General features: G+C 42.8%; 18 protein-coding genes. 8 read left to right on the top strand and 10 right to left on the bottom strand.

Going from position 1 to position 19304, the window contains the following annotated elements; all coding sequences use genetic code 11:
• The first annotated feature begins 20 nt into the window (after positions 1 to 20).
• The gene (locus NI465_RS01975; protein ID WP_253144130.1) at positions 21 to 2483 is read left to right on the top strand and encodes a DNA internalization-related competence protein ComEC/Rec2; all 2463 of its coding nucleotides are present in this window, start codon (positions 21 to 23) and stop codon (positions 2481 to 2483) included.
• Here the strand turns inward: NI465_RS01975 and NI465_RS01970 are convergent.
• Positions 2472 to 3446, bottom strand: a complete 975-nt coding sequence (locus NI465_RS01970; protein WP_253144128.1) for a lysophospholipid acyltransferase family protein — start codon at positions 3444 to 3446, stop codon at positions 2472 to 2474. The genes NI465_RS01975 and NI465_RS01970 overlap by 12 nt on opposite strands.
• Before the next feature lie 125 nt (positions 3447 to 3571).
• Here NI465_RS01970 and sppA point away from each other — a divergent pair, with 125 nt between their 5' ends.
• Together sppA and NI465_RS01960 are read left to right on the top strand one after the other, a co-directional pair.
• Positions 3572 to 4594, top strand: coding sequence for a signal peptide peptidase SppA (gene sppA, locus NI465_RS01965; RefSeq protein ID WP_129717034.1), 1023 nt, complete (start codon positions 3572 to 3574; stop codon positions 4592 to 4594).
• On the top strand, positions 4591 to 5394 hold the full coding sequence (locus NI465_RS01960; RefSeq protein WP_253144126.1) for an alpha/beta fold hydrolase: 804 nt from the start codon (positions 4591 to 4593) through the stop codon (positions 5392 to 5394). Before sppA ends, NI465_RS01960 begins: the two co-directional genes overlap by 4 nt.
• A gap of 64 nt (positions 5395 to 5458) precedes the next feature.
• On the opposite strand, the gene purN is transcribed toward NI465_RS01960, so the two are convergent.
• Positions 5459 to 6088: a phosphoribosylglycinamide formyltransferase gene (gene purN, locus NI465_RS01955; protein ID WP_253144124.1), complete on the bottom strand. Its 630-nt coding sequence runs from the start codon at positions 6086 to 6088 to the stop codon at positions 5459 to 5461.
• A 6-nt stretch (positions 6089 to 6094) separates the two neighbouring features.
• A complete protein-coding gene (purM, locus tag NI465_RS01950; RefSeq protein ID WP_219308820.1) occupies positions 6095 to 7165 on the bottom strand; it encodes a phosphoribosylformylglycinamidine cyclo-ligase in 1071 nt (356 codons plus the stop codon).
• Between the two features lie 135 nt (positions 7166 to 7300).
• Between purM and cxpE the strand changes: the two genes are divergently transcribed.
• From cxpE to NI465_RS01930, 4 genes are all read left to right on the top strand, one after another.
• Positions 7301 to 8521 carry a chloramphenicol efflux transporter CxpE gene (cxpE, locus tag NI465_RS01945; RefSeq protein WP_184412313.1) on the top strand — a complete coding sequence of 407 codons (1221 nt, stop codon included), beginning with the start codon at positions 7301 to 7303 and terminating at the stop codon, positions 8519 to 8521.
• A 14-nt stretch (positions 8522 to 8535) separates the two neighbouring features.
• Complete coding sequence (gene hda / locus NI465_RS01940; RefSeq protein WP_005103862.1) at positions 8536 to 9240, top strand: DnaA regulatory inactivator Hda; 705 nt, start codon at positions 8536 to 8538, stop codon at positions 9238 to 9240.
• A 120-nt stretch (positions 9241 to 9360) separates the two neighbouring features.
• On the top strand, positions 9361 to 11160 hold the full coding sequence (gene rbtA, locus NI465_RS01935) for a rhombotarget A (RefSeq protein WP_253144122.1): 1800 nt from the start codon (positions 9361 to 9363) through the stop codon (positions 11158 to 11160).
• Positions 11161 to 11169: 9 nt separating this feature from the next.
• The gene (locus NI465_RS01930; protein ID WP_253144119.1) at positions 11170 to 13581 is read left to right on the top strand and encodes a CSLREA domain-containing protein; all 2412 of its coding nucleotides are present in this window, start codon (positions 11170 to 11172) and stop codon (positions 13579 to 13581) included.
• Positions 13582 to 13637: 56 nt separating this feature from the next.
• On the opposite strand, the gene NI465_RS01925 is transcribed toward NI465_RS01930, so the two are convergent.
• From NI465_RS01925 to NI465_RS01905, 5 genes are all read right to left on the bottom strand, one after another.
• Positions 13638 to 14048 carry a DUF3106 domain-containing protein gene (locus tag NI465_RS01925; protein ID WP_005252453.1) on the bottom strand — a complete coding sequence of 137 codons (411 nt, stop codon included), beginning with the start codon at positions 14046 to 14048 and terminating at the stop codon, positions 13638 to 13640.
• On the bottom strand, positions 14038 to 14355 hold the full coding sequence (locus tag NI465_RS01920) for a hypothetical protein (RefSeq protein ID WP_004279120.1): 318 nt from the start codon (positions 14353 to 14355) through the stop codon (positions 14038 to 14040). The genes NI465_RS01925 and NI465_RS01920 overlap by 11 nt, the downstream gene beginning before the upstream one ends.
• Positions 14352 to 14966, bottom strand: a complete 615-nt coding sequence (locus tag NI465_RS01915) for an RNA polymerase sigma factor (protein WP_004645678.1) — start codon at positions 14964 to 14966, stop codon at positions 14352 to 14354. The genes NI465_RS01920 and NI465_RS01915 overlap by 4 nt, the downstream gene beginning before the upstream one ends.
• 167 nt (positions 14967 to 15133) lie before the next feature.
• Positions 15134 to 15910: a TrmH family RNA methyltransferase gene (locus NI465_RS01910; protein ID WP_044112049.1), complete on the bottom strand. Its 777-nt coding sequence runs from the start codon at positions 15908 to 15910 to the stop codon at positions 15134 to 15136.
• A 51-nt stretch (positions 15911 to 15961) separates the two neighbouring features.
• Entirely contained in the window at positions 15962 to 16936 is a 975-nt protein-coding gene (locus NI465_RS01905; RefSeq protein WP_044112048.1) for a class 1 fructose-bisphosphatase, read from the bottom strand.
• Positions 16937 to 17117: 181 nt separating this feature from the next.
• Between NI465_RS01905 and NI465_RS01900 the strand changes: the two genes are divergently transcribed.
• Complete coding sequence (locus tag NI465_RS01900) at positions 17118 to 17303, top strand: NF038105 family protein (protein WP_253144117.1); 186 nt, start codon at positions 17118 to 17120, stop codon at positions 17301 to 17303.
• A gap of 79 nt (positions 17304 to 17382) precedes the next feature.
• Here NI465_RS01900 and pal read toward each other — a convergent pair whose 3' ends face one another.
• Together pal and tolB are read right to left on the bottom strand one after the other, a co-directional pair.
• On the bottom strand, positions 17383 to 17955 hold the full coding sequence (gene pal, locus NI465_RS01895) for a peptidoglycan-associated lipoprotein Pal (protein WP_005103853.1): 573 nt from the start codon (positions 17953 to 17955) through the stop codon (positions 17383 to 17385).
• Between the two features lie 54 nt (positions 17956 to 18009).
• Positions 18010 to 19293: a Tol-Pal system beta propeller repeat protein TolB gene (gene tolB, locus NI465_RS01890; protein WP_171056997.1), complete on the bottom strand. Its 1284-nt coding sequence runs from the start codon at positions 19291 to 19293 to the stop codon at positions 18010 to 18012.
• Positions 19294 to 19304 lie beyond the last annotated feature (11 nt).

Genomic DNA, 19304 nt, shown 5'->3' with positions numbered 1-19304 from the left:
ATAATAAAGAATAAGATTCAATGTTGCAGTGGCTGTGTATCGGCTGGATTTTAGGCCTTGCCTGTATGGGGAAAAGTTTCCTGTCTGTTCAACTGAGCGGGACGGTAGTTTTGATCGTTGCGCTGTTGTGGTATATGGGTTGCCATAAATTAAAGTTCATTTCGAATACACCGCTGCGAAGCTTGTTGATCACTGGATCAAGCCTGCTTTTGGGAGTTTTTTTAGGTCATGCTTATGCCAATCTGCAATTGGCTGAACGTTTATCCAAACGAGAGCACGAGGTCTCTGAAAAAAAAATCGTAGTCTATATCAAAGAGCTGAATAAACTGGGCGATCAGAATATCCAGCAAGCCCTGCATGTGCTTAACCCTGATGGCACTACAGTTAAGTGGATGGGTTTTCTGCCAGTTTCAGATCCTGTCATATCCAGTTTAGGAAATGATGTAACCAAACAGCAGACTCTTGAACTGGGACACTATTATTTATTACAAGGCCAGATTCGACCTAACCATAGTTATGCGACACCGGGTGCTTTTGATGCAGAAAAATGGGCCTTGCAGCAAAATGTTATGGCCGGGTTTAGGATTAAACATATCCAAGAGTTGCAACCGCAACAACTCTATGCACTAGGTCATGCTAAATATCTACGTCAGCAGAAAAATTTGAATCAGCGATTTTTGCTTTGGGTAGAACAGCAGCGACTGACCTTAAGAGAGTTTGTGGCCAGACAACCCGTACAGCAGAAAGGCTTGTTACTGGCTCTATTAAGTGGTGATGAAAGTCTCTTGGATCAAGCGACGGAACAGCAATTCCAGCGTTTTGGCATGAGTCATTTGCTGGCGATTTCCGGACCGCATGTCCTGATCTTTGCCTTTATCGTCTGTGGCACCTTGCAATATCTGATTTCAAGGTACGCACCGCAGATTTATCTGAAATGGCCAAGGCAGTATTTTTTGAGTCTGCCTTTTTTGTTATGTGTATTACTGTATTGTGCCTTTGTCGGTTTTGAGATTCCGGCGCTACGCACTTTACTGATTTGTGTGATTGTAACTTTAACCTTGCTGCTCAGGCAAAGTGTGCAGCCATTAAAACTGCTGATTTTAAGTGCTGCCTTATTATTGCTCTTTGATCCTTTTAGCATTTTGTCGGCCGCATTCTGGCTGTCTTATGGAGCCTGTTTTGTCTTGCTGCGAATCTATCAAACCATTCAGCAGCAACCGAATCAAACAATACAAACAGCATTACAACTGCTGTATTTTGCAATGAAAGTTTTAGTGGAGTCGCAGTGGAAAATTTTTCTGGCCCTGTTTCCCTTAATGATGCTGTTTTTTAAGCAGGTGGCTTGGATTACCCCGCTAAGCAACCTGGTAGCCATCCCGTGGATTGGCCTGCTGATAGTTCCCGTAGATATTCTGGCGGCTTTATTATTTTTCATCTCTGAACCACTTTCGAGTCTGCTGTTTCAGCTCAATGATATTTTTATTCATATACTGCTGGCATTTCTAGATCTGCTTGATCGGCTGTTTGCGCCACAACTGATTCCGGTGGCCATGAATGTCTGGATGATGGGTCTATGCATATTGGGCTTGTTAATTGTCTTTTTGCCGCGGGGCTTAGTGCCCAAAAGCTGGATCGCACTTGCCTGTGTACCACTGTGCATTCCGCAACTTAATCAGCATGCATTTCAGCTGTCTGTTCTGGATGTCGGGCAGGGACAGGCCATCTTTATTCGTGACGGGCAACACAGCATGATGATCGACATGGGTGGTTATTATAATGAAGAAAAATTCAGTATTGGTCGACAAGTGATTAGGCCGTTTCTATCTGTGCAAGGTGTTGGGGAACTGGATCAACTGATTTTGACCCATCTGGATCAGGACCATAGCGGTGCATATCACAGCATTAAAGATCAACTAAACATCCGACAAGTGTCATCCAATCAGATGCCTGAAACAGCTGCTTCTTCAAGCTTTCAGTTTTGTTATGCAGGACAGCAATGGCAATGGTCTGAGACGATTAACTTTAAAATTCTGGCACCTCGGCAGCAGCAGTTAAATATGCCAAACTTCAATAAAAATGACCGCTCTTGTGTGGTATATCTGCAAATCAAAAATGCCGGACCGTATCAAAACTTTTTACTGATGGGCGATGCGGGCTGGGAAACTGAATACCAGCTGCTCCAAGATTATCCGGAACTGAAAGTCGATGTGCTGGTGCTTGGACACCATGGTAGTCAGCACAGTTCAGCCTATCAATTTTTAGAAGTTTTACAGCCTAAATTGGCGATTGCCTCGGCTGGGAAATTTAACCGTTATGGCCACCCGAGCCAACTGACGCAGCAACGGTTGAAAGCCCTTAATATTCCCTTATTGACCACGGCAGAACAGGGGAGTGTGCACTTCCAGCAACAAGGCTCAAAATTGGTGCTTTCTGCCGAACGGCATGAATGGCGGTGGTTGTATCGTCAGCCTTTAAGTCACTGATTCCAATAGGGGCGAAACTTCATGTAGTTCTTGAGTTCTTAATGCATTTACTTTGCCCAAGGCTTGTTCATGTTCAAGTTTATAGAGATTTCCCAAGTCTTGATGCGCATTAAAGCGTTTATAACTCCAGTGATAATGTTCCGGATGGCGACGAATTAAATTTTCAATACTATTGATAATGACTTGAGTACCCTGATTGGCATTGCCACTATAAATTTTTTCATCAACGGTTTCGATAAAGATATCGAATCCATCTTTAGTATTACGTAGAGCATATAAAAACAGGGCACGCGCTTTGGTCTTTTGAATCAGCTTGGCACTCAAATTACTCGTGGCCAGAGGAACACCGAAATAAGGAATATATTCACCACCAATATTCGGGGTATGATCAGGAAGAATGACTGTAGTACCGCCTTGTTTTAGAGCCTTAAAAATCTGACGAACGCCAGATTCATCGGTCGGCACCAGATGCGCTTGTTCACGACTACGGGCGGCCCGTACAAATTGATCTGCAGTCTGATTTTTCACAGGTTTGTACATAATGGTCATTGAGGTGAACTGGGCGATATAGGCATTCATGATTTCCCAGGTACCAAAATGCGGCACAATTAAAACCAGACCTTTATTTTGTGCAAGGGCATCATGAAGTAGATCTTCGCCAATAACGCGATGAACGCGTTTAAGATTTTTCTGATTGCTTGAGCCCCAAATAGTAAAGAACTCGAAATATGACATTAATTCATTGCGAACCGCAGCACGGTTAATCTTTTCACGTTCCTGACCGGACAGTTCTGAAAGACTGATTTCAAGATTTAGGCGAATGACTTCCGAAGTTTTAGTGACTTTAAAACTGTTCACAATAAAGGCCAGAATACGGGCCATCCAGCGAGAAACCGGAAGCGGTTGGCGGCTAATGTATTTGAGTAAACCGTAAGCTGAATTCCGTGAGCCCTGTTTCGTCATTGATTTCGTCTAAGTACAAAAAAAGAGAACAAAATTTATTATAGGCGAAAACGTTTTGTTTAGACAGAATTACCCGATTCAGTGTATATAATGGGTTCAATATAAATCAATTTATTGGATTATTTATGTCCGATTGGCCACCAAAACCTGAAAATCAAATACAAAATACGCAACAGCCAGTTCAACCGACTGGTCCGGAATGGAAATTGCTTGAAAAAGCAGTTTTAGCTTCGGTAGAAGAACAGCGCCGTGCACGCCGTTGGGGAATTTTCTTTAAATTTCTGACTTTTGCTTATCTGCTTGTCGTTATTTTGGCGCTAGGCAAAAGCTGTAGTTCCGTTTCTTCAGATGCCAGTACTGCTGCAAGTTCTCATATCGCAGTCGTGGATATTGTGGGGACGATTGCTGCTGACAAGCAGAGTGTCAACAGTAGCAATACCATCAAATCATTGAAAAAAGCCTTTGAAAATAAACAAAGTAAAGCTGTAGTGCTAAATATTAACTCACCTGGCGGTTCACCGGTACAGTCGGATGAAATCTGGCAGGAAATTCAGTATCTGAAAAAACAGCATTCTGGGAAAAAACTGTATGCCGTGATTGGCGATACAGGTGCTTCAGGTGCTTATTATATTGCTTCAGCTGCGGACGAAATTATTGTCAATCCATCGAGTCTGGTCGGTTCAATTGGGGTGATCATGCCGAATTATGGTGTGAATAATCTGCTGCAAAAATTAGGTGTTGAAGATCGCACCATGACCTCAGGTGAAAATAAAGCTTTGTTGTCGATGACTCAGCCAGTTGATCCTGCGCAAAAAGCTCATGTACAGGGTGTGCTGGATAATGTGCATGGTCACTTTATTAATGCAGTTAAACAAGGACGTGGCAATAAATTGAAATCCAATGATCCTGCCATTTTCTCTGGCTTGTTCTGGACCGGTGATCAGGCGGTGAAATTAGGGATTGCGGATCGTATCGGTAGCTTAAATACTCTAAAACGTGAACTGAAAACTGAAAAAGCGTTGAATTACACCATTGAATATAGTCCATTTGAATCCGTGTTGGGTCGTATGGGTTCATCGATTGGGGATGGAATTGCTTCTTCGGTTGCACAGAAGCTTCAGTCAGAAAATAGTACAACACTGCAATGAAACCACTGATTCATTTCGCGCACGCCAATGGCGTGCCATCCAAAGTCTATCAAAAGCTGTTTGATGGATTGCAAGATGATTACGATATTATCTATGTACCGCTTTTGGGGCCAGACAAGCGTTACCCGGTTGATAATCATTGGAAAAGCCTGACCCAGCAAGTGATTGACAGTATTGTGCGCCAGTCCCATGGACGACCTGTCATTGGTCTGGGACATTCGTTGGGCTCTGTATTAACGTTTCAGGCCGCTTTACAGCGCCCGGAACTGTTTTCACAAATGATCATGCTGGACCCGCCAATTATTATGGGCAAAGAAGCCTTTGCCTTGCATATTGCGAAAACTTTTCGTTTAAAAGCATTGGATAAAATGTCTCCGGCAGGTTTGTCGAAACGCCGTCGAGATCATTGGGATTCACGGGAACAAGCCGCTGAATTGCTGCGCCCTAAAGGTTTTTATCAGGATTTTGATGCAGATTGTTTTCAGGCTTATATTGATTATGCCTTGCAGGAGGATCCCATCCGGGGTGGAGTAGAACTCACTATCCCTAAAAGGGATGAGGTCGCAGTCTTTAGAACCAATCCGTCACTGTGGTGGTTGCCTCAGGCAAAACTAAAAATTCCTGTGCATCTGGTCGTTGCCGAGAAAGGCCCATTTCTGGCCCGTAAGTTCCCGCAACAAGTGCAAAAGAAGTTTGGTATTCCTTTTACCGTAGTGGATGGCGGGCATATGTTCCCATTGGAACAACCCGATCAAGTCGCGAGCTTGGTAAGGCAATTGATTCACCAGCAGTCTACCTAAGTTGTTAAATATTTTGAAAATAAAAAACGCATCCGAGGATGCGTTTTTTTATATCTAAATTTTTTTAGAACTTGCAGAATTGAACAGGCGCTTGCATTTTCTCATTTCGATACAGCACACCGTCTTCAGTATGTTGAATCGTACCGCTACAAATCCATTCTACAACTTGTGGATAGATCACATGTTCGAGGGTATGCACACGTGTTGCCAAGCTTTCTACCGTATCGTGGTGAGAAACCTTGAGAACACCTTGAGCAAGCGCTTGCCCTGCATCCAGCTCAGCCGTAACATAATGCACTGTACAGCCATGCAGAACATCACCGGTATTGAGTACACGCTGATGCGTATGCATGCCTTTATAATGAGGCAATAGGGAAGGATGAATGTTCAACATTTTCCCTTCCCAGGCTTTCACAAACTTTTCACTTAAAATTCGCATAAAGCCGGCAAGTACCACCAGATCTACATCCCAGTCCGAAAGCTGTTGATGCATGACATCATCAAAAGCTTCACGATTCGGATATTGCTTGTGTTCAATAACTGCAGTCTGAATGTCTGCCTGTTGTGCACGCGTTAAAGCAAAGGCTTCAGGTTTATTGGAAATTACGCCCACAATTTGCCCTGAAAGATTGGCATCCATCAAGGCTTGCAGATTTGATCCACTACCTGAAACAAGTACAGCAATTTTAATCATGCGAAATTACGCAAAGATCACACGAATTTTTTCGTCTGCACCTGCAACTGATTCAGCATGATCTTGAATCTGACCCATCGCCCATGCTTTTTCACCAAGCTGGTTGAGTAATTCAACAGTTTTGTCTGCATCCGCAGCATCAACAACCAGCACCATGCCGACGCCACAGTTGAAAGTACGGTACATTTCAAACTGGTCTACGCCGCCTTCACGTTGTAGAAGCTTGAATAGCTCAGGCCATTCCCAAGAAGATTCATTTACCAGCGCTTGAGCACCGTTTGGAAGTACGCGAGGCAAGTTACCTGGTAAACCACCACCGGTGATGTGTGCCATCGCATGGACATCAACGTGTTTTAACAGTTCAAGAATTGGTTTTACATAAATGCGTGTTGGTTCCATTGCAACATCTGCAAGTGGGCGGCCATCGACGATTTGATTCAGGTCAACGTTTTTCACGTCCAGGATTTTACGAAGCAGTGAGTAGCCGTTTGAGTGCGCACCTGAAGAAGCTACACCAATTAAAACGTCACCCGCTTTGACTTTAGAGCCATCAATAATTTTACTTTGCTCAACAACACCGACACAGAAACCTGCAAGATCGTAATCTTCGCCTTCATACATGCCTGGCATTTCAGCAGTTTCACCGCCAACTAATGCACAGCCAGCAAGTTCACAACCAGCGCCAATACCAGTGACTACATTTGCAGCAACATCAACATTTAAGTGACCAGTTGCATAATAATCAAGGAAGAACAGTGGTTCAGCACCACAGACAAGAAGGTCATTCACGCACATTGCAACCAGGTCTTGACCAATTGTGTCATGACGGTTCAAATTCAGTGCCAGACGTAATTTTGTACCAACACCATCTGTGCCAGATACGAGAACAGGTTCTTCATAACCTTTAGGAATTTTACAAAGTGCACCAAAGCCACCTAGACCGCCCATAACTTCGGGACGTGAGGTACGCTTAGCGACAGATTTGATACGATCGACTAACGCGTCGCCCGCCTCAATGTCGACACCTGCATCTTTGTAGCTTAAACCAGTGTTTGGGGTAGAAGTTGAGTTGCTCATAATGAAGTCTCCGCATTCGCGGGTGCGATTATAACCTGAATATGTAAAACTCTTATGGTATTTGTGGCCTAAAATGCTATCTTTATTAAAATATTTTAATTTTTAGAATGATTAATAGAGAAAAGGCAAGATTCTATGGTCGATCGTACTTTACGGCGCATTCTTATACTTGCTGGTATAGCATTGATACTTTGGGTTTTATATCTGCTTAAACCAGTTGTAGTTCCTTTTGTTGCAGCTTTTCTAATTGCTTATTTATTTAGCCCCTTGGTTAATGTTTTGCACCGCATTGGGCTGGCTCGATGGCTCTCGATCAGTATCGTATTTATCGGGATTGGGATCGTGGTTACATTGGTGATGTGGTATCTGGTGCCACTAGTCTGGCAGCAGCTGATGTATGCGCGTGATAGCATTCCGGCCGGGATTCACTGGATCAATTACACGTTCCTACCTTGGCTTTCCGATAGCTTTAATCTGGTTCCGATGGAGATCGATACTGACCAGATTTCCTCAGTAGTAATGGACTATGTCCAGACCAATTATAGTGCGGATAGTATTCAGGCAATGCTGCTAAAACTGGCACAATCTGGCCTGAATTTTATCCAGATTGGTGGCACGATTGTCCTGATTCCGATTATTGCCTTTTATTTCTTGCTGGATTGGGATCGTATGCTGGACAGCTTACGCCGCCTGATTCCCCGTCCTTATGAAAAAACAACCTTAACTATTGTGAGTGAATGTCATAGTGTCTTAGGTGCCTTTGTCAAAGGTCAGTTCCTGGTCATGGTTCTGTTGGGCGTGGTTTATGCAGTGGGACTGCAACTGATTGGCCTGGAGATTGGCTTGATCATCGGGATGATTGCCGGATTGTGCAGTATCATTCCGTATCTTGGTTTTGCGGTTGGAATTATTGCCGCAGTCATTGCAACCTTTTTCCAATTTGGAATCGACTGGTGGCAGCTGGTACTGGTGGGGATTGTATTCATGGTGGGTCAGGCTGTAGAAGGCTATATCCTACAACCGTTCTTACTAGGTGATAAAATTGGTCTTTCTCCTGTAGCTGTAGTATTTGCAGTTCTGGCAGGTGCGCAACTGGCCGGATTCTTGGGTATGCTGATTGCCTTACCAGTGGCAGCCGTGATTGTGGTACTGCTGCGGCATATCCGTGAGTATTATGAACATACGCCATTTTATGGTGATCAGGCTGTTATCATACAAGATGCATCTACCGGTTCAATCAATATTGAAACAGCAGACTTAGATGTTGATATTGAAATGAAAAAGCCACAGAAAAAACCGCTGCAAGCAGAGGAGAACTCAAGTAAAATTCACGATCCACATCGTAAAGACTCATAAGGCCAAAAAATCGTATGCGTCAATTGCAGTTAGATATAGAACCTCAGCTCGATGCCCGAATCAGTGATTTTTCAGGGCCGGGTTGGGGGCATGTCATTGATGCTGTCCGTCAATTACATGCAGGCCTGATCAACCGCTTTTATGTCTATGGGGGAGCCGGTACAGGTAAAAGTCATTTGTTGTCTGCCATCTGTGACTCTTATCTGGAAGTGGGCAAATCTGCAATTCAGGTATCCTTGCTTGAGCTTTTAGATGCACCCACTGAGGCGATTACCTCTCTGGATCGTTTTGATCTGGTAGCACTCGATGATATCGAAGCGATTAGTGGCGTACCTCATTGGCAACGCGCCGTCTTTCACTTGATTAATTATAATAATGAAGGTGGTGGGCAGTTGGTGTTCTCGTCACGTTTTGCACCTATCGAACTCAAACTTGAATTGCCAGATTTACAATCCCGTCTTACGCAGGCGGTCAGTACCCGTGTTCCGAGTGGCAGTCTGTATGCTGATCGCTATGCGCTGGTTTCCTCGGTACTCGATCGTCGTGGGATCCATTTAGACCCTCAAATCTTTGACTATTTACTCAGCCATGGGCCGCATCAAACTTCAGTACTGCTTCAAAGATTAGAGCAGATTATTCAACTACTTAAAGGGGAAAAGCTGAAAGTTAGCAATGCCAATCTGCGGCAGATATATGCCTTGATTGACGAATATCGGTAAATCATAAAAATTCTTGAGTAATTACTCAGTCTATGACACAGTAAGGCAAAATAATTCGCTGTTGCAAGGATTCTGCAACTTTAGAAGAAAAAGAAAGAAATAAAAATTAAGGAGAAGGTTATGCTCAAGAAGAGCATAGGCATAGCTTTGCTATGTATAGCGGGGCAGTCGTATAGTGCAGATATTATTGTAACCACTACAGAAGATATTGAAAAAGATGACAAGGAATGTTCACTTCGAGAAGCTGTTGAGTATGTTAACCGTGGCTTAGCTAAAGCAGGTTTTATGGGGTGTGGTGGGGAGAACTCATCCAGTACCATTATTTTAAAAGAAAAAAATACCTATGTGTTGAACCAGCATATCGCGATTAAAAAATCTCTTACCATTCGTGCGGTCGCAGAAAGTGATGGTGAATTCAGTACGGATGAAAAAGCATTAGGCTTGCATAATGCTCATATTCAAATGAAAGGTACCGATAACCTTTTCCGGATCAACAGTACAGATACATTGGTTCAGTTAAATTTGAAAGAACTGGATCTTGAAGGCTGTGGTAAAACCAGTTGTGCTGAACAAGGTGGCCTAATTTATAATAAAGGTCAGCTAATTCTAGAATATAACCGTCTATTTAATGCTGCTGCCAACTTGGGTGGGGCAATTTATAATGCTGGCAAGTTTGGCCAGAACTTAACAAGCCGTGCACAAATTAAAAATAGTCTGATCGAAAATAATAAAGCCCAACGAGGCGGGATCCTGTATAGCGAGCTACCTGCTTTCCTCATTTATCAAAGTGTACTTAAAAATAACCAGACACTGGATAATTCAGCGACCAATATTTATAGTGCGGGACAGTTTGCTGACTCCAGTAAAGATCAAGGTATTAGTGGGGAGATATTAAGTAGTACGATACTAAAAAATAAGGGTGTACTTATTAATGTCATGGACGGGATGGGATTGAATAATCTCACCATAGTTGACAATGAAAATACTGCTTTAAATATTCATGCACCGTATGGAAGAGCTTATGTAGCGAATAGTATTATTTTAAGAAATGGTACACAGGATTGCCAAATTATCACTGGTGACAAGTCTGTGTCGCAAAATAATCTGCTGACAGCCTCGTGTGGTGTAGGGGATGCCGTCGCACCGAACCAGTTCTGGAGTGGTACACGACTTTTTGCTGAATCCTCAGATAAAAGTGAAGGTGCTTGTCAGACCCTAGAAGAAAATAATAATGCCATACTTTGTCCATACAGCGTTCCTAAAGGACAATTTCTCGGTTATATGCGCCCACGAATTTTGTTGAACTATATCCTTGTGAGTGAATCACTGATTGTGAATAGAGGCACAGGATTGAGTTTAGCAAATCCAACGGTAGCATGTGAGGCGGCAGATCAGCGCGGGATCAACCGTTTGATGGATAATCTGTTTTGTGATCGAGGTGCTGTTGAAATCACGATACCAATCTCAGGCAGTCTGGTGGGACAAGATCTGTTAAAGGGTGAAATTGCCAAGTTTTCAATTGAATCTTATCTGGGAGATAGTGATTTAATTCCAAAAGAACAGTGTAATGCCATTGTTGGTCAGAATCCGACGGGGGAGCCTTGGCAAGATGGCTGTTTGAAAGTGGTACAAACCAAAACAGCTTCCAAGGGTAAAACAATCATCGATATTCATGGCAATGTCGTTTATACCCCGGATTCTACCTGGCATGGAGCAGATATTTTCGAACTACAAGTGGTGACCTCATCGACACGGTTTAATAAAAGTAAACCTTATTTGACTATTACTACTCAAATTGTTCAGGAGCCAAAAAATGAAATGGAAGACAAAGCAGTCAAAACTTCAGGCGGCTCATGGGGTGGTGGTGGGCTACTGATTTTACTCGGATTAATAGGTTTACGCCGTGGATTAAAAGATTAAGGAAAAATCATGAAAAATTATAAAAAAGGACTGCTTGCGGCCATGATTTTATCTGCCATGAGTTTGATGGCAGCCGAAGATAAAACGATATATGTAACTACTTTTGCTGATGAAGATGGCGAGAATAATAATGCCTGTTCTTTGCGAGAAGCCATTAAAACTGCAAAACTGGATAAATCTTATGGCGGATGTAATGTAGGACGTACACTTCGGTTAGATGGTTCAGCTGCAGATGTGATTCAGCTTGAAGCAGGCGAGTACAAATTAGATAGAGAGCTGATCGTAGAGTCAGCGCTGAAAATTTATGGGAAAACTCCGCTTAACTATGCTAGTCGTAGTCCGATTACGCTTTTATATCCAACCCGGGAGGCTTTAAAAAGTACTATTTCGGGTCAGGGGAAAACCAGATTATTTAATAGTATGGCCAGTCAATCCAGTCTGGAAATTCATCATCTGATCTTAAAGGATGGCTATGCAGCAATAAATACCTTGGATAAAGGGAATGGTGGTACTTTTTATGTAGCCGGGCCTTTAAGTATTAATACTAGTGAAATAGTAAATTCCCGAGCAGCTGCAGAAGGTGGGGCGATTTATAGTGTAGCAATGAATACGGAAAGGAATATTGTCATTCAGGATTCTTTGATTCAAAAAAATCAGGCGAGTTCATATGGTAGTGTTTTGGCAATGGACTGTCAGGGAAATTTGGGTACAACTCAAACCAATGTGAAAATTAATTCCAGTAGTATTGTTAAAAATGGTTCAGATCTTACTAACAGTATTATTGATTTTTGTGGCTATGCCACAGTAGAAATTGTTAACTCTACTATTGCGAAGAATACTGCAAGTACCACAGGACATATTGTGCGTATGACGAATGAAGTTAATCGTCCCCTCAGTAAATTCTCCAGTTTAACTGCATTAAGTAATACTATTGTTGAAAATACAGCCCAATCTACTTTATTTTATGACAATACCGGTTTTAGATATTTTAATTTCAATGTTTTAGCCTTTAACCAAGGCCTGTCTTGTGAATATGCCTTAAATCAGGGGAATCCGACCAGGGCACAACGTGTTGAATTTTCTACAATTCGAAATGCAATTCAAACGACTGGGCCATCACGTTGCGTATTGCCAGAATTAGACGAAGATACTACTTCAAATAATCTTGATGTCTCTAACAATATAATCAGCAGTTTATTAACAAATTATATTGAGCCTGCTATTGATAATCGCTATCTAGGGCTGTATTACCCGCGTGATAATCAGACCGCAACGGATTTGGTAGATATCGGGGTGAGTGGCTGTATTGAACAAGACCAGCGTGGTATTGATCGTGTGATTGGATCCACATTAACATTTGATCCAAGTGCAAAAAATACTTGCGAGATCGGCTCAGTTGAAATCCGACGTTTGACTGCAGCCGATATTACAGACTTACAAAATAAGAGTTTGGTAGAACTCAATGACTTTTATCAGGAGAATATAGATGATCTCGAAGAAATCATTGCTGATAAAAATACTCCAGAAAATGAGCTTCCTGGTTTAAAGGAAGAATTGAAAAGTTATCAGGATTTGCTCAAATATACCAAGCAATATCAGAAATATCGTGCAATCTATATTAATCCTTTTATCTTGGCTATGCCTCAAGAAACTCTAACCAATGATAAGATTCAAATTAAAGCCTTAAATTCACAAAATTATGAGGTCAGTGTAAAAACTTTAGGTGTTGGTAAGTTAGTTGGTACAGGCAATTCGACCACTGTGGAAGGAAATCCAAATGATCCAAATCTTAAATGTGAGTGGAAACCTGATTTAAACCGGATCATGATGTATCGCACTGATGGTAAGCAGACCAGTTCGGTTGATATGGAGTTCTGTAGTTATACCCTTAAAGACCGGGCTACAGGTGCGAGCAGTGCTGGCCTCTTAAGAGCAGCTTTTAACAACATTGCACCGATTGCAAAAGATGATGAATATCGGCTTAATCCAGAGAATAATCTTACAGTGACGGTAAATCCGCTTGAAAATGATAGTGATGATGGGGATGGGCCTCTACCATCAGGAAAGTCGGCTTTTTATCAAGATAAAGATGGAAAAGAGATCCCGATTCATATTGTTAAGCTGCCTGCGGGAGTTTCACTGAAGGCAGAGCGACAAGGAGCATGTCCTGATACCTATCAAAATCAGACCTGTTATGGTGGACAGCTGACATTTACTGTAAAAAATAATTTAAGCCAGGCAAATTACAGCATGGATTATGCGATTTTTGATGCTGATGAAAAAATGTCAGAAAAAGCGACAATCTTGTTACGTAATACAGTTAAAAATACGAATACGTCCTCAAGTGGTGGTGGGGCAATTGGAATGTGGGGGCTACTAGGATTATTAGGGTTTGCAGGTTATCGACGCTTAAGAAAATAAAATATGATTGAAACATCAAAAAAGCCTCCATATGGAGGCTTTTTTATATTAAGTGTTTAATGCGAGTTAGGCTGCTGAGTCACTTGCTGATATTTGAGAATGTATTCTTCGCGAATGGCAAGGCGTTGCTCAGGAGACGCTTTTTGCATACGTGCGCCCAGTTCTTTGCGTTCCTGACTGCTCATCATTTGCCAAGTCTCACGCATTCTTTGTTTTTCCGCATTAGGGAGTTGAGTAAACCAGTCCATACGCTGCTGTAAGCTAACACGTTGTTGTTCGGGGATTTCTTTTAAAGATTGATAACGTTTAATCAGTGCCAATTGTTCAGAATCAGAAAGACTATCCCAAGTATCAGTTACTTGGGTATTCGCATCCTTGGAAAATAGCCAAAAACGTTCAAATCCTGCAAAGCTGGTTTGCAGAAAACTGAATGCACAAAAAGCAATCGCCAATTTTTTAGCTGCCATGTGGAACTTTGTCCTCACCTAAAACCATTAACATTTCTAAATCTTCAAGCATTTGCGGAGACAGTTTTGGGACTGACACCATTTGAGTTTGCGGCTCGTTATGGTCCGAAAGATTCGGTAATACCACAATGCCTGCAATCGCAGCTGCCAAAGCAAAACCTGACATTTTTAGAAATGCAAAGCGTGAATGTTTTGAATCCTGAATTTCTTCAAGAACATGGTGCATGACAACAGGTTTGTCTTTATGTTGTTGTGCCAGTCCATCAAGTTTGGAAGTTACTTGTTTTAAGAAATCATCTTGATTCATTCGGATGACCCTCCCAGATATGGATTTAAATGTGCTAAAGAGGCGCGTAAGCCTTGGATAGCACGGTGGTAATGGGTTTTTACACTGCCTTCTGTGCAGTTCATAATCTGTGCGGTGGTATGCGTATCAAATCCTTCCCAAGCTCTTAGCATAAATGCCTGCTGCTGACGCACAGGCAATTTTGCAATCGCTTCCTGGATTTCTTCAGCAGTGACTGCCTGATCGAGAAAGTCCAGCGGCGTTGGTGTTGATTCATCGACGACATCATCAAATTCAATTTCGTCGTCATCGAGACTGACTTTCTTGAAAAATGAAAACATTTGACCACGCCGTGACTCTTTACGACGCCAGTCCTGTAACTTGTTGTTGAGAATGGTATAAAATAGGGGATACCATTCTTCAGTACTTTTTTCTGCATAGGATTTGTGTAAGGAAATGAAAGCTTCCTGAACCAGATCCATGGCAATACCATGATGACCTTGAGTCGCACTTTCCATCATCACCAAGGCACGCCCAGTCACATCCTGCATGAAATTCTTCAGACGTGCTTCAGCCGTACTCTTCAGAATACTTACATCGTGTGTTTGCAACTGTTTTGGTGCTAAATCCATAGAGATGGAAAATCCTGTCATTGGACACCCACCATTATTCCCAAGTTCATAATCATATAACGTTGGGAATCCTGGTTTGGTTGACAATTAAGTTTATTATTTTTGTAGTTTAATCTATTTTATACACGGGCAGGGTCGTATTAAAACACTGTAACCTAAATCCCTAATTAGATACGTTGACGTACCATTTCGAAAAAACAGATCGAACCCGCAATGGCGACATTCAGTGATTCCTGACCCCCAGGTTGCGGAATGCTCACGGCTTCAGCATGTTGCATCGCATAATCAGACACGCCTTGGCCTTCATTGCCCAGAATCCACACGCAAGGTTTACGTAAGTCTTTTGAATATAGGCTTTCAGCACGGTGTGAGCTGGTTACATAAACAGGGATTTGAAATTGCTCAAGAATTTGTTCAAGCGAAATATTTTCAAAGGTTTGCAGTGTGAAATGTGCACCCATACCGGCACGTAATACGCGTGGAGACCAGAGCGATGCAGAACCTTTGGTACACACAATTTGTTCAATACCGGCAGCAGCAGCAGAGCGAAGCAGGGTGCCTACATTACCCGGATCCTGTACATTTTCCAGAATCAAAGTGTCTGCTTTAAAATCCAATGCATAATTTGCTGTTGGTAAAGTCACCACAGCTAAACAGGCTAAAGATGTTCCTAAGGTACTTAAATCTTTGTATAAAGACTCGCTTAGAACAAAGACCATACCTGTGTATTTTGCGAGAATTTTCTCGAAATCAGGATGTGAAAGTGCATGTTCAGTGGTGAAAATAGAATCAATTTTACGGTTTTCATGTAACCAGGCGAGAGACAGATGCGTGCCTTCTAAAACCGTTTGACCCTGTTTTTTACGATAGGTATTTTGTTCAATTAAACCGCGTAAGTGTTTAATCTTTGGATTGTCTTTTGAATCAAGAAAAAAAGTTGGCATGGGAGATATAATCCACGGCAGCCGATTCAATACCGGCTGCCGCTATAAAAATTAGTTGTGGTAGCTGGTCACAAGATCAACTTCGTTTTTAGAACCAATGATCACAGGAACACGCTGATGTAAATCAGTCGGTTCGATCTCAAGAATACGTACGCGACCTGTAGTCGATGCGCCGCCAGCCTGTTCCATCAACATGCTCATTGGGTTGGCTTCATACATTAAACGCAGACGGCCTGCTTTAGCCGGATCTTTAAGGTCGTATGGATACATGAAGATACCGCTACGGCAAAGAATACGGTGAATGTCGCCCACCATACAAGCAACCCAACGCATATTGAAGTCTTTTTCACGAGGACCGGTTTTGCCTGCTAACAATTCATCGATATAACGCTGTACTGGTGCTTCCCAATGACGTTGATTCGACGCATTGATCGCATATTCTTTAGTATCTGCAGCTACCTGAATTGCTTCAGAAGTCAGTAGGAATTCTTGAGTCTCAGGGTCATAGGTAAAGAACACTACGCCTGCGCCGACGGTCAATGCCAACATGGTCGATGGACCATAAAGCACATAACCTGCAGCTACCTGATGAACACCGGCTTGCATAAAGTCTTCTGCCTGAGTCACGGCATTTTTTGCAGGAAGAATCGAAAAAATGGTACCAACACACATATTGATGTCGATATTGCTTGAACCGTCTAATGGATCGAACAATACCAGAAATTGACCATTTTCTTGTGCAGGGGTGAATTCATCCAGTTCTTCTGAGGCCAAACCACCCACATTTGGATGTTGCTGCAAGGCATCAATCAAATAGTCATTAGAAATGACATCCAGCTTCTTTTGCTCTTCGCCTTGAACGTTTTCATGCTGTGCACTTCCCAATACACCCGCTAAAGCACCTTTTTGCAGTAATTGATCAATGTCTTTGCAAGTGTTTGCAATCGTTTCAATAACTTGTGCAAGTTCAGGTGTGAGATTCCCGCTTTGTTGTTGTAAAAACTGGGATAAAGTGCGGTATGACATAGGGGGAAACTCCAAGACTTAAATCGGGAAAAAATGATCAAAACGATATGCGGCTATATTTTAGATGAGAACGTACTAAAAGAAAAATTAAACTGGATTATTTGTATCGATTTTGCCCTTGCAACTCCTGCGGAAAGTGCTATGTTGAAGACAAAGGAAAATTGAGAATAGGAGCACAGATATGACAACATTGAAGTTTGATGCGACTCCAACGCCAAGCGAAGGCATTACTTTAGATGATATCTCTGAAGACAAGATGAAAGAAGCCTGGCGGGATTATGAAGCAAAACCAGAGTACAAACAATTCAATAAACATGACATGATCGAATCGATGCATCCGGCTGAACAGGATCAGCTTCCAAAGTAGACCGATTCTTTCATTGAAGCCAATAAAAAGCACTCATGATTGAGTGCTTTTTATTTGATGAAAGCATCATGAATGAAAATTATTTCAACAATGGTGGTACTGCTTCATAATTAATTTCTACACGGCGGTTTTCTTTCCATGCATTTTCATCATGGCCCGCATTGATTGGCATTTCCTTGCCATAGCTGACTGCTTCTAATTGACCAGGATTAACACCCGTCGTCACCAGGAAGCTTTCTACTGCTTTGGCACGACGCTCGCCAAGTGCCATGTTGTATTCACGAGTACCGCGTTCATCGGTATGGCCGGTGAGTGCTACACGTGAATTGGCATTGGCCATCAGGAACTGCGCATGGGCTTGCAGCGTATTTAAATCTTCATTGCTGAGTTCAGTACTGTCATAGTCAAAATGCACCACGCGTTTTGCCAAGAATGCTTTATTTTCTGCAGTAACGCCTTTTGCAGAAGCACCTGCCATGTTTTGTGCATTCAGTGCTGCATCTTCACTTAGGCCTGCAGTATTCACAGTTGTTGTACCAGTCGTATCTAAACCGCCCGTTTGAACTTCAGCTGCAGGCTTACGGCTCGCACAACCTGTCATGACAACCGCTGCTGCTAAAAGTGGCAAGGCAAATAATTTTACTTTGTTCATCTTCATCTCCATGAAGTTTGATTATGGGGTAAAGGGTTTATCAATATAAAAATGTTATTTGGGTGCCCAAGCCGGTTCACGGACTTCGCCCGTTTCACTTGGCAAATTCATACGGAAGCGGCCATCCAGCGACATGATTGACAAGAGTCCACGTGCCCCTTCACGGGTGGCATAGACTACCATCTGGCCATTTGGCGAGAAGCTTGGCGATTCGTCCAGCGTCGTTGGTGTCAAAATGTTGTTCACACCAGAGGTCATGTCCTGAACCGCAACTCGATAGTTACTGCCGCTTGGACGATGAACTAATGCAAGTTTTTTACCATCTGCGCTCAGCGTGCCGCGCGCGTTGAATGCACCACGGAAGGTCAGGCGTTTATTGCTACTTGATTCAAGATCATGGCGGTAAATTTGTGGAGAACCGCCACGGTCAGAAGTGAAAATAAAAGATTTTCCATCTGGCGAATAACGTGCTTCAGTATCAATGGCACTGTCATTGGTCATGCGTTGTAGCTGACGCGTTTCCAGATTCATCTGGTAGATTTCCGGATTGCCGTGCATAGAAGCAGTAAACAGCATGCTCTTGCCATCTGGAGAGAAGCTCGGTGCGCCATTTAAACCGCGGAAGCTGGCCAGTTTTTCACGTTGACCTGTGGCCAGATCCTGTACATAAATCGCCGGGCGTTTGGTTTCAAAGGACACATAAGCAATTTTTTTGGCATCTGGTGTCCATGCCGGAGAAAGGATTGGATCACGTGAGGTCAAAATGGTCTTTGGCTGTTCACCATCGGTGTCCGCAATCTGCAAGGTATAGCGTTGTTCTGGGGTAGCAGGATTACGCAGCACATAGGCAATACGTCCGCTAAAATCACCCGGAATACCGGTCAATGCCTGATAGATGGCATCACTGATCATATGTGCTGCCTGACGGGTGCGTGAGGCTGGAACAGTCAGCAATTCATTTAATAGATATTGTTTTTTTTCGACATCATAAAGCTGATATTGGATTTCAAAAGAACCATCGGCTGTGGTCTTGGACGAGCCGGTGACTACATAGGGAACACCAGCTGATGCCCAAGCTTCTGCATTCGGATTATTCAATGTCGCTGTTGCAGGCAGGTTTTTTGAAGCACTGGTAAAGCGGCCAGAACGATTCAGGTCATTTTCCACAATGGGATAAATGCTCTGATCCTGACTGAAAGGTACAACAGCAATTTTAGGTGCTGCCTCAGGCGCCTTGGTAATTTCCAGATGCAATTGGGCATAGGACTGGGTTGCCAATACAGGGCTTAAAGCGCTAATGATTGCGAGGCAGAGTAGATGTTTGCGAGTCTTTTCCATCATTCGTTATT

Source organism: Acinetobacter lwoffii, assembly GCF_024129855.1.
Taxonomy (GTDB): Bacteria; Pseudomonadota; Gammaproteobacteria; order Pseudomonadales; family Moraxellaceae; genus Acinetobacter; species Acinetobacter lwoffii_L.
The sequence above is the reverse complement of the archived record's forward strand: the minus strand, read 5'-3'. Positions and strand labels throughout refer to the sequence as shown.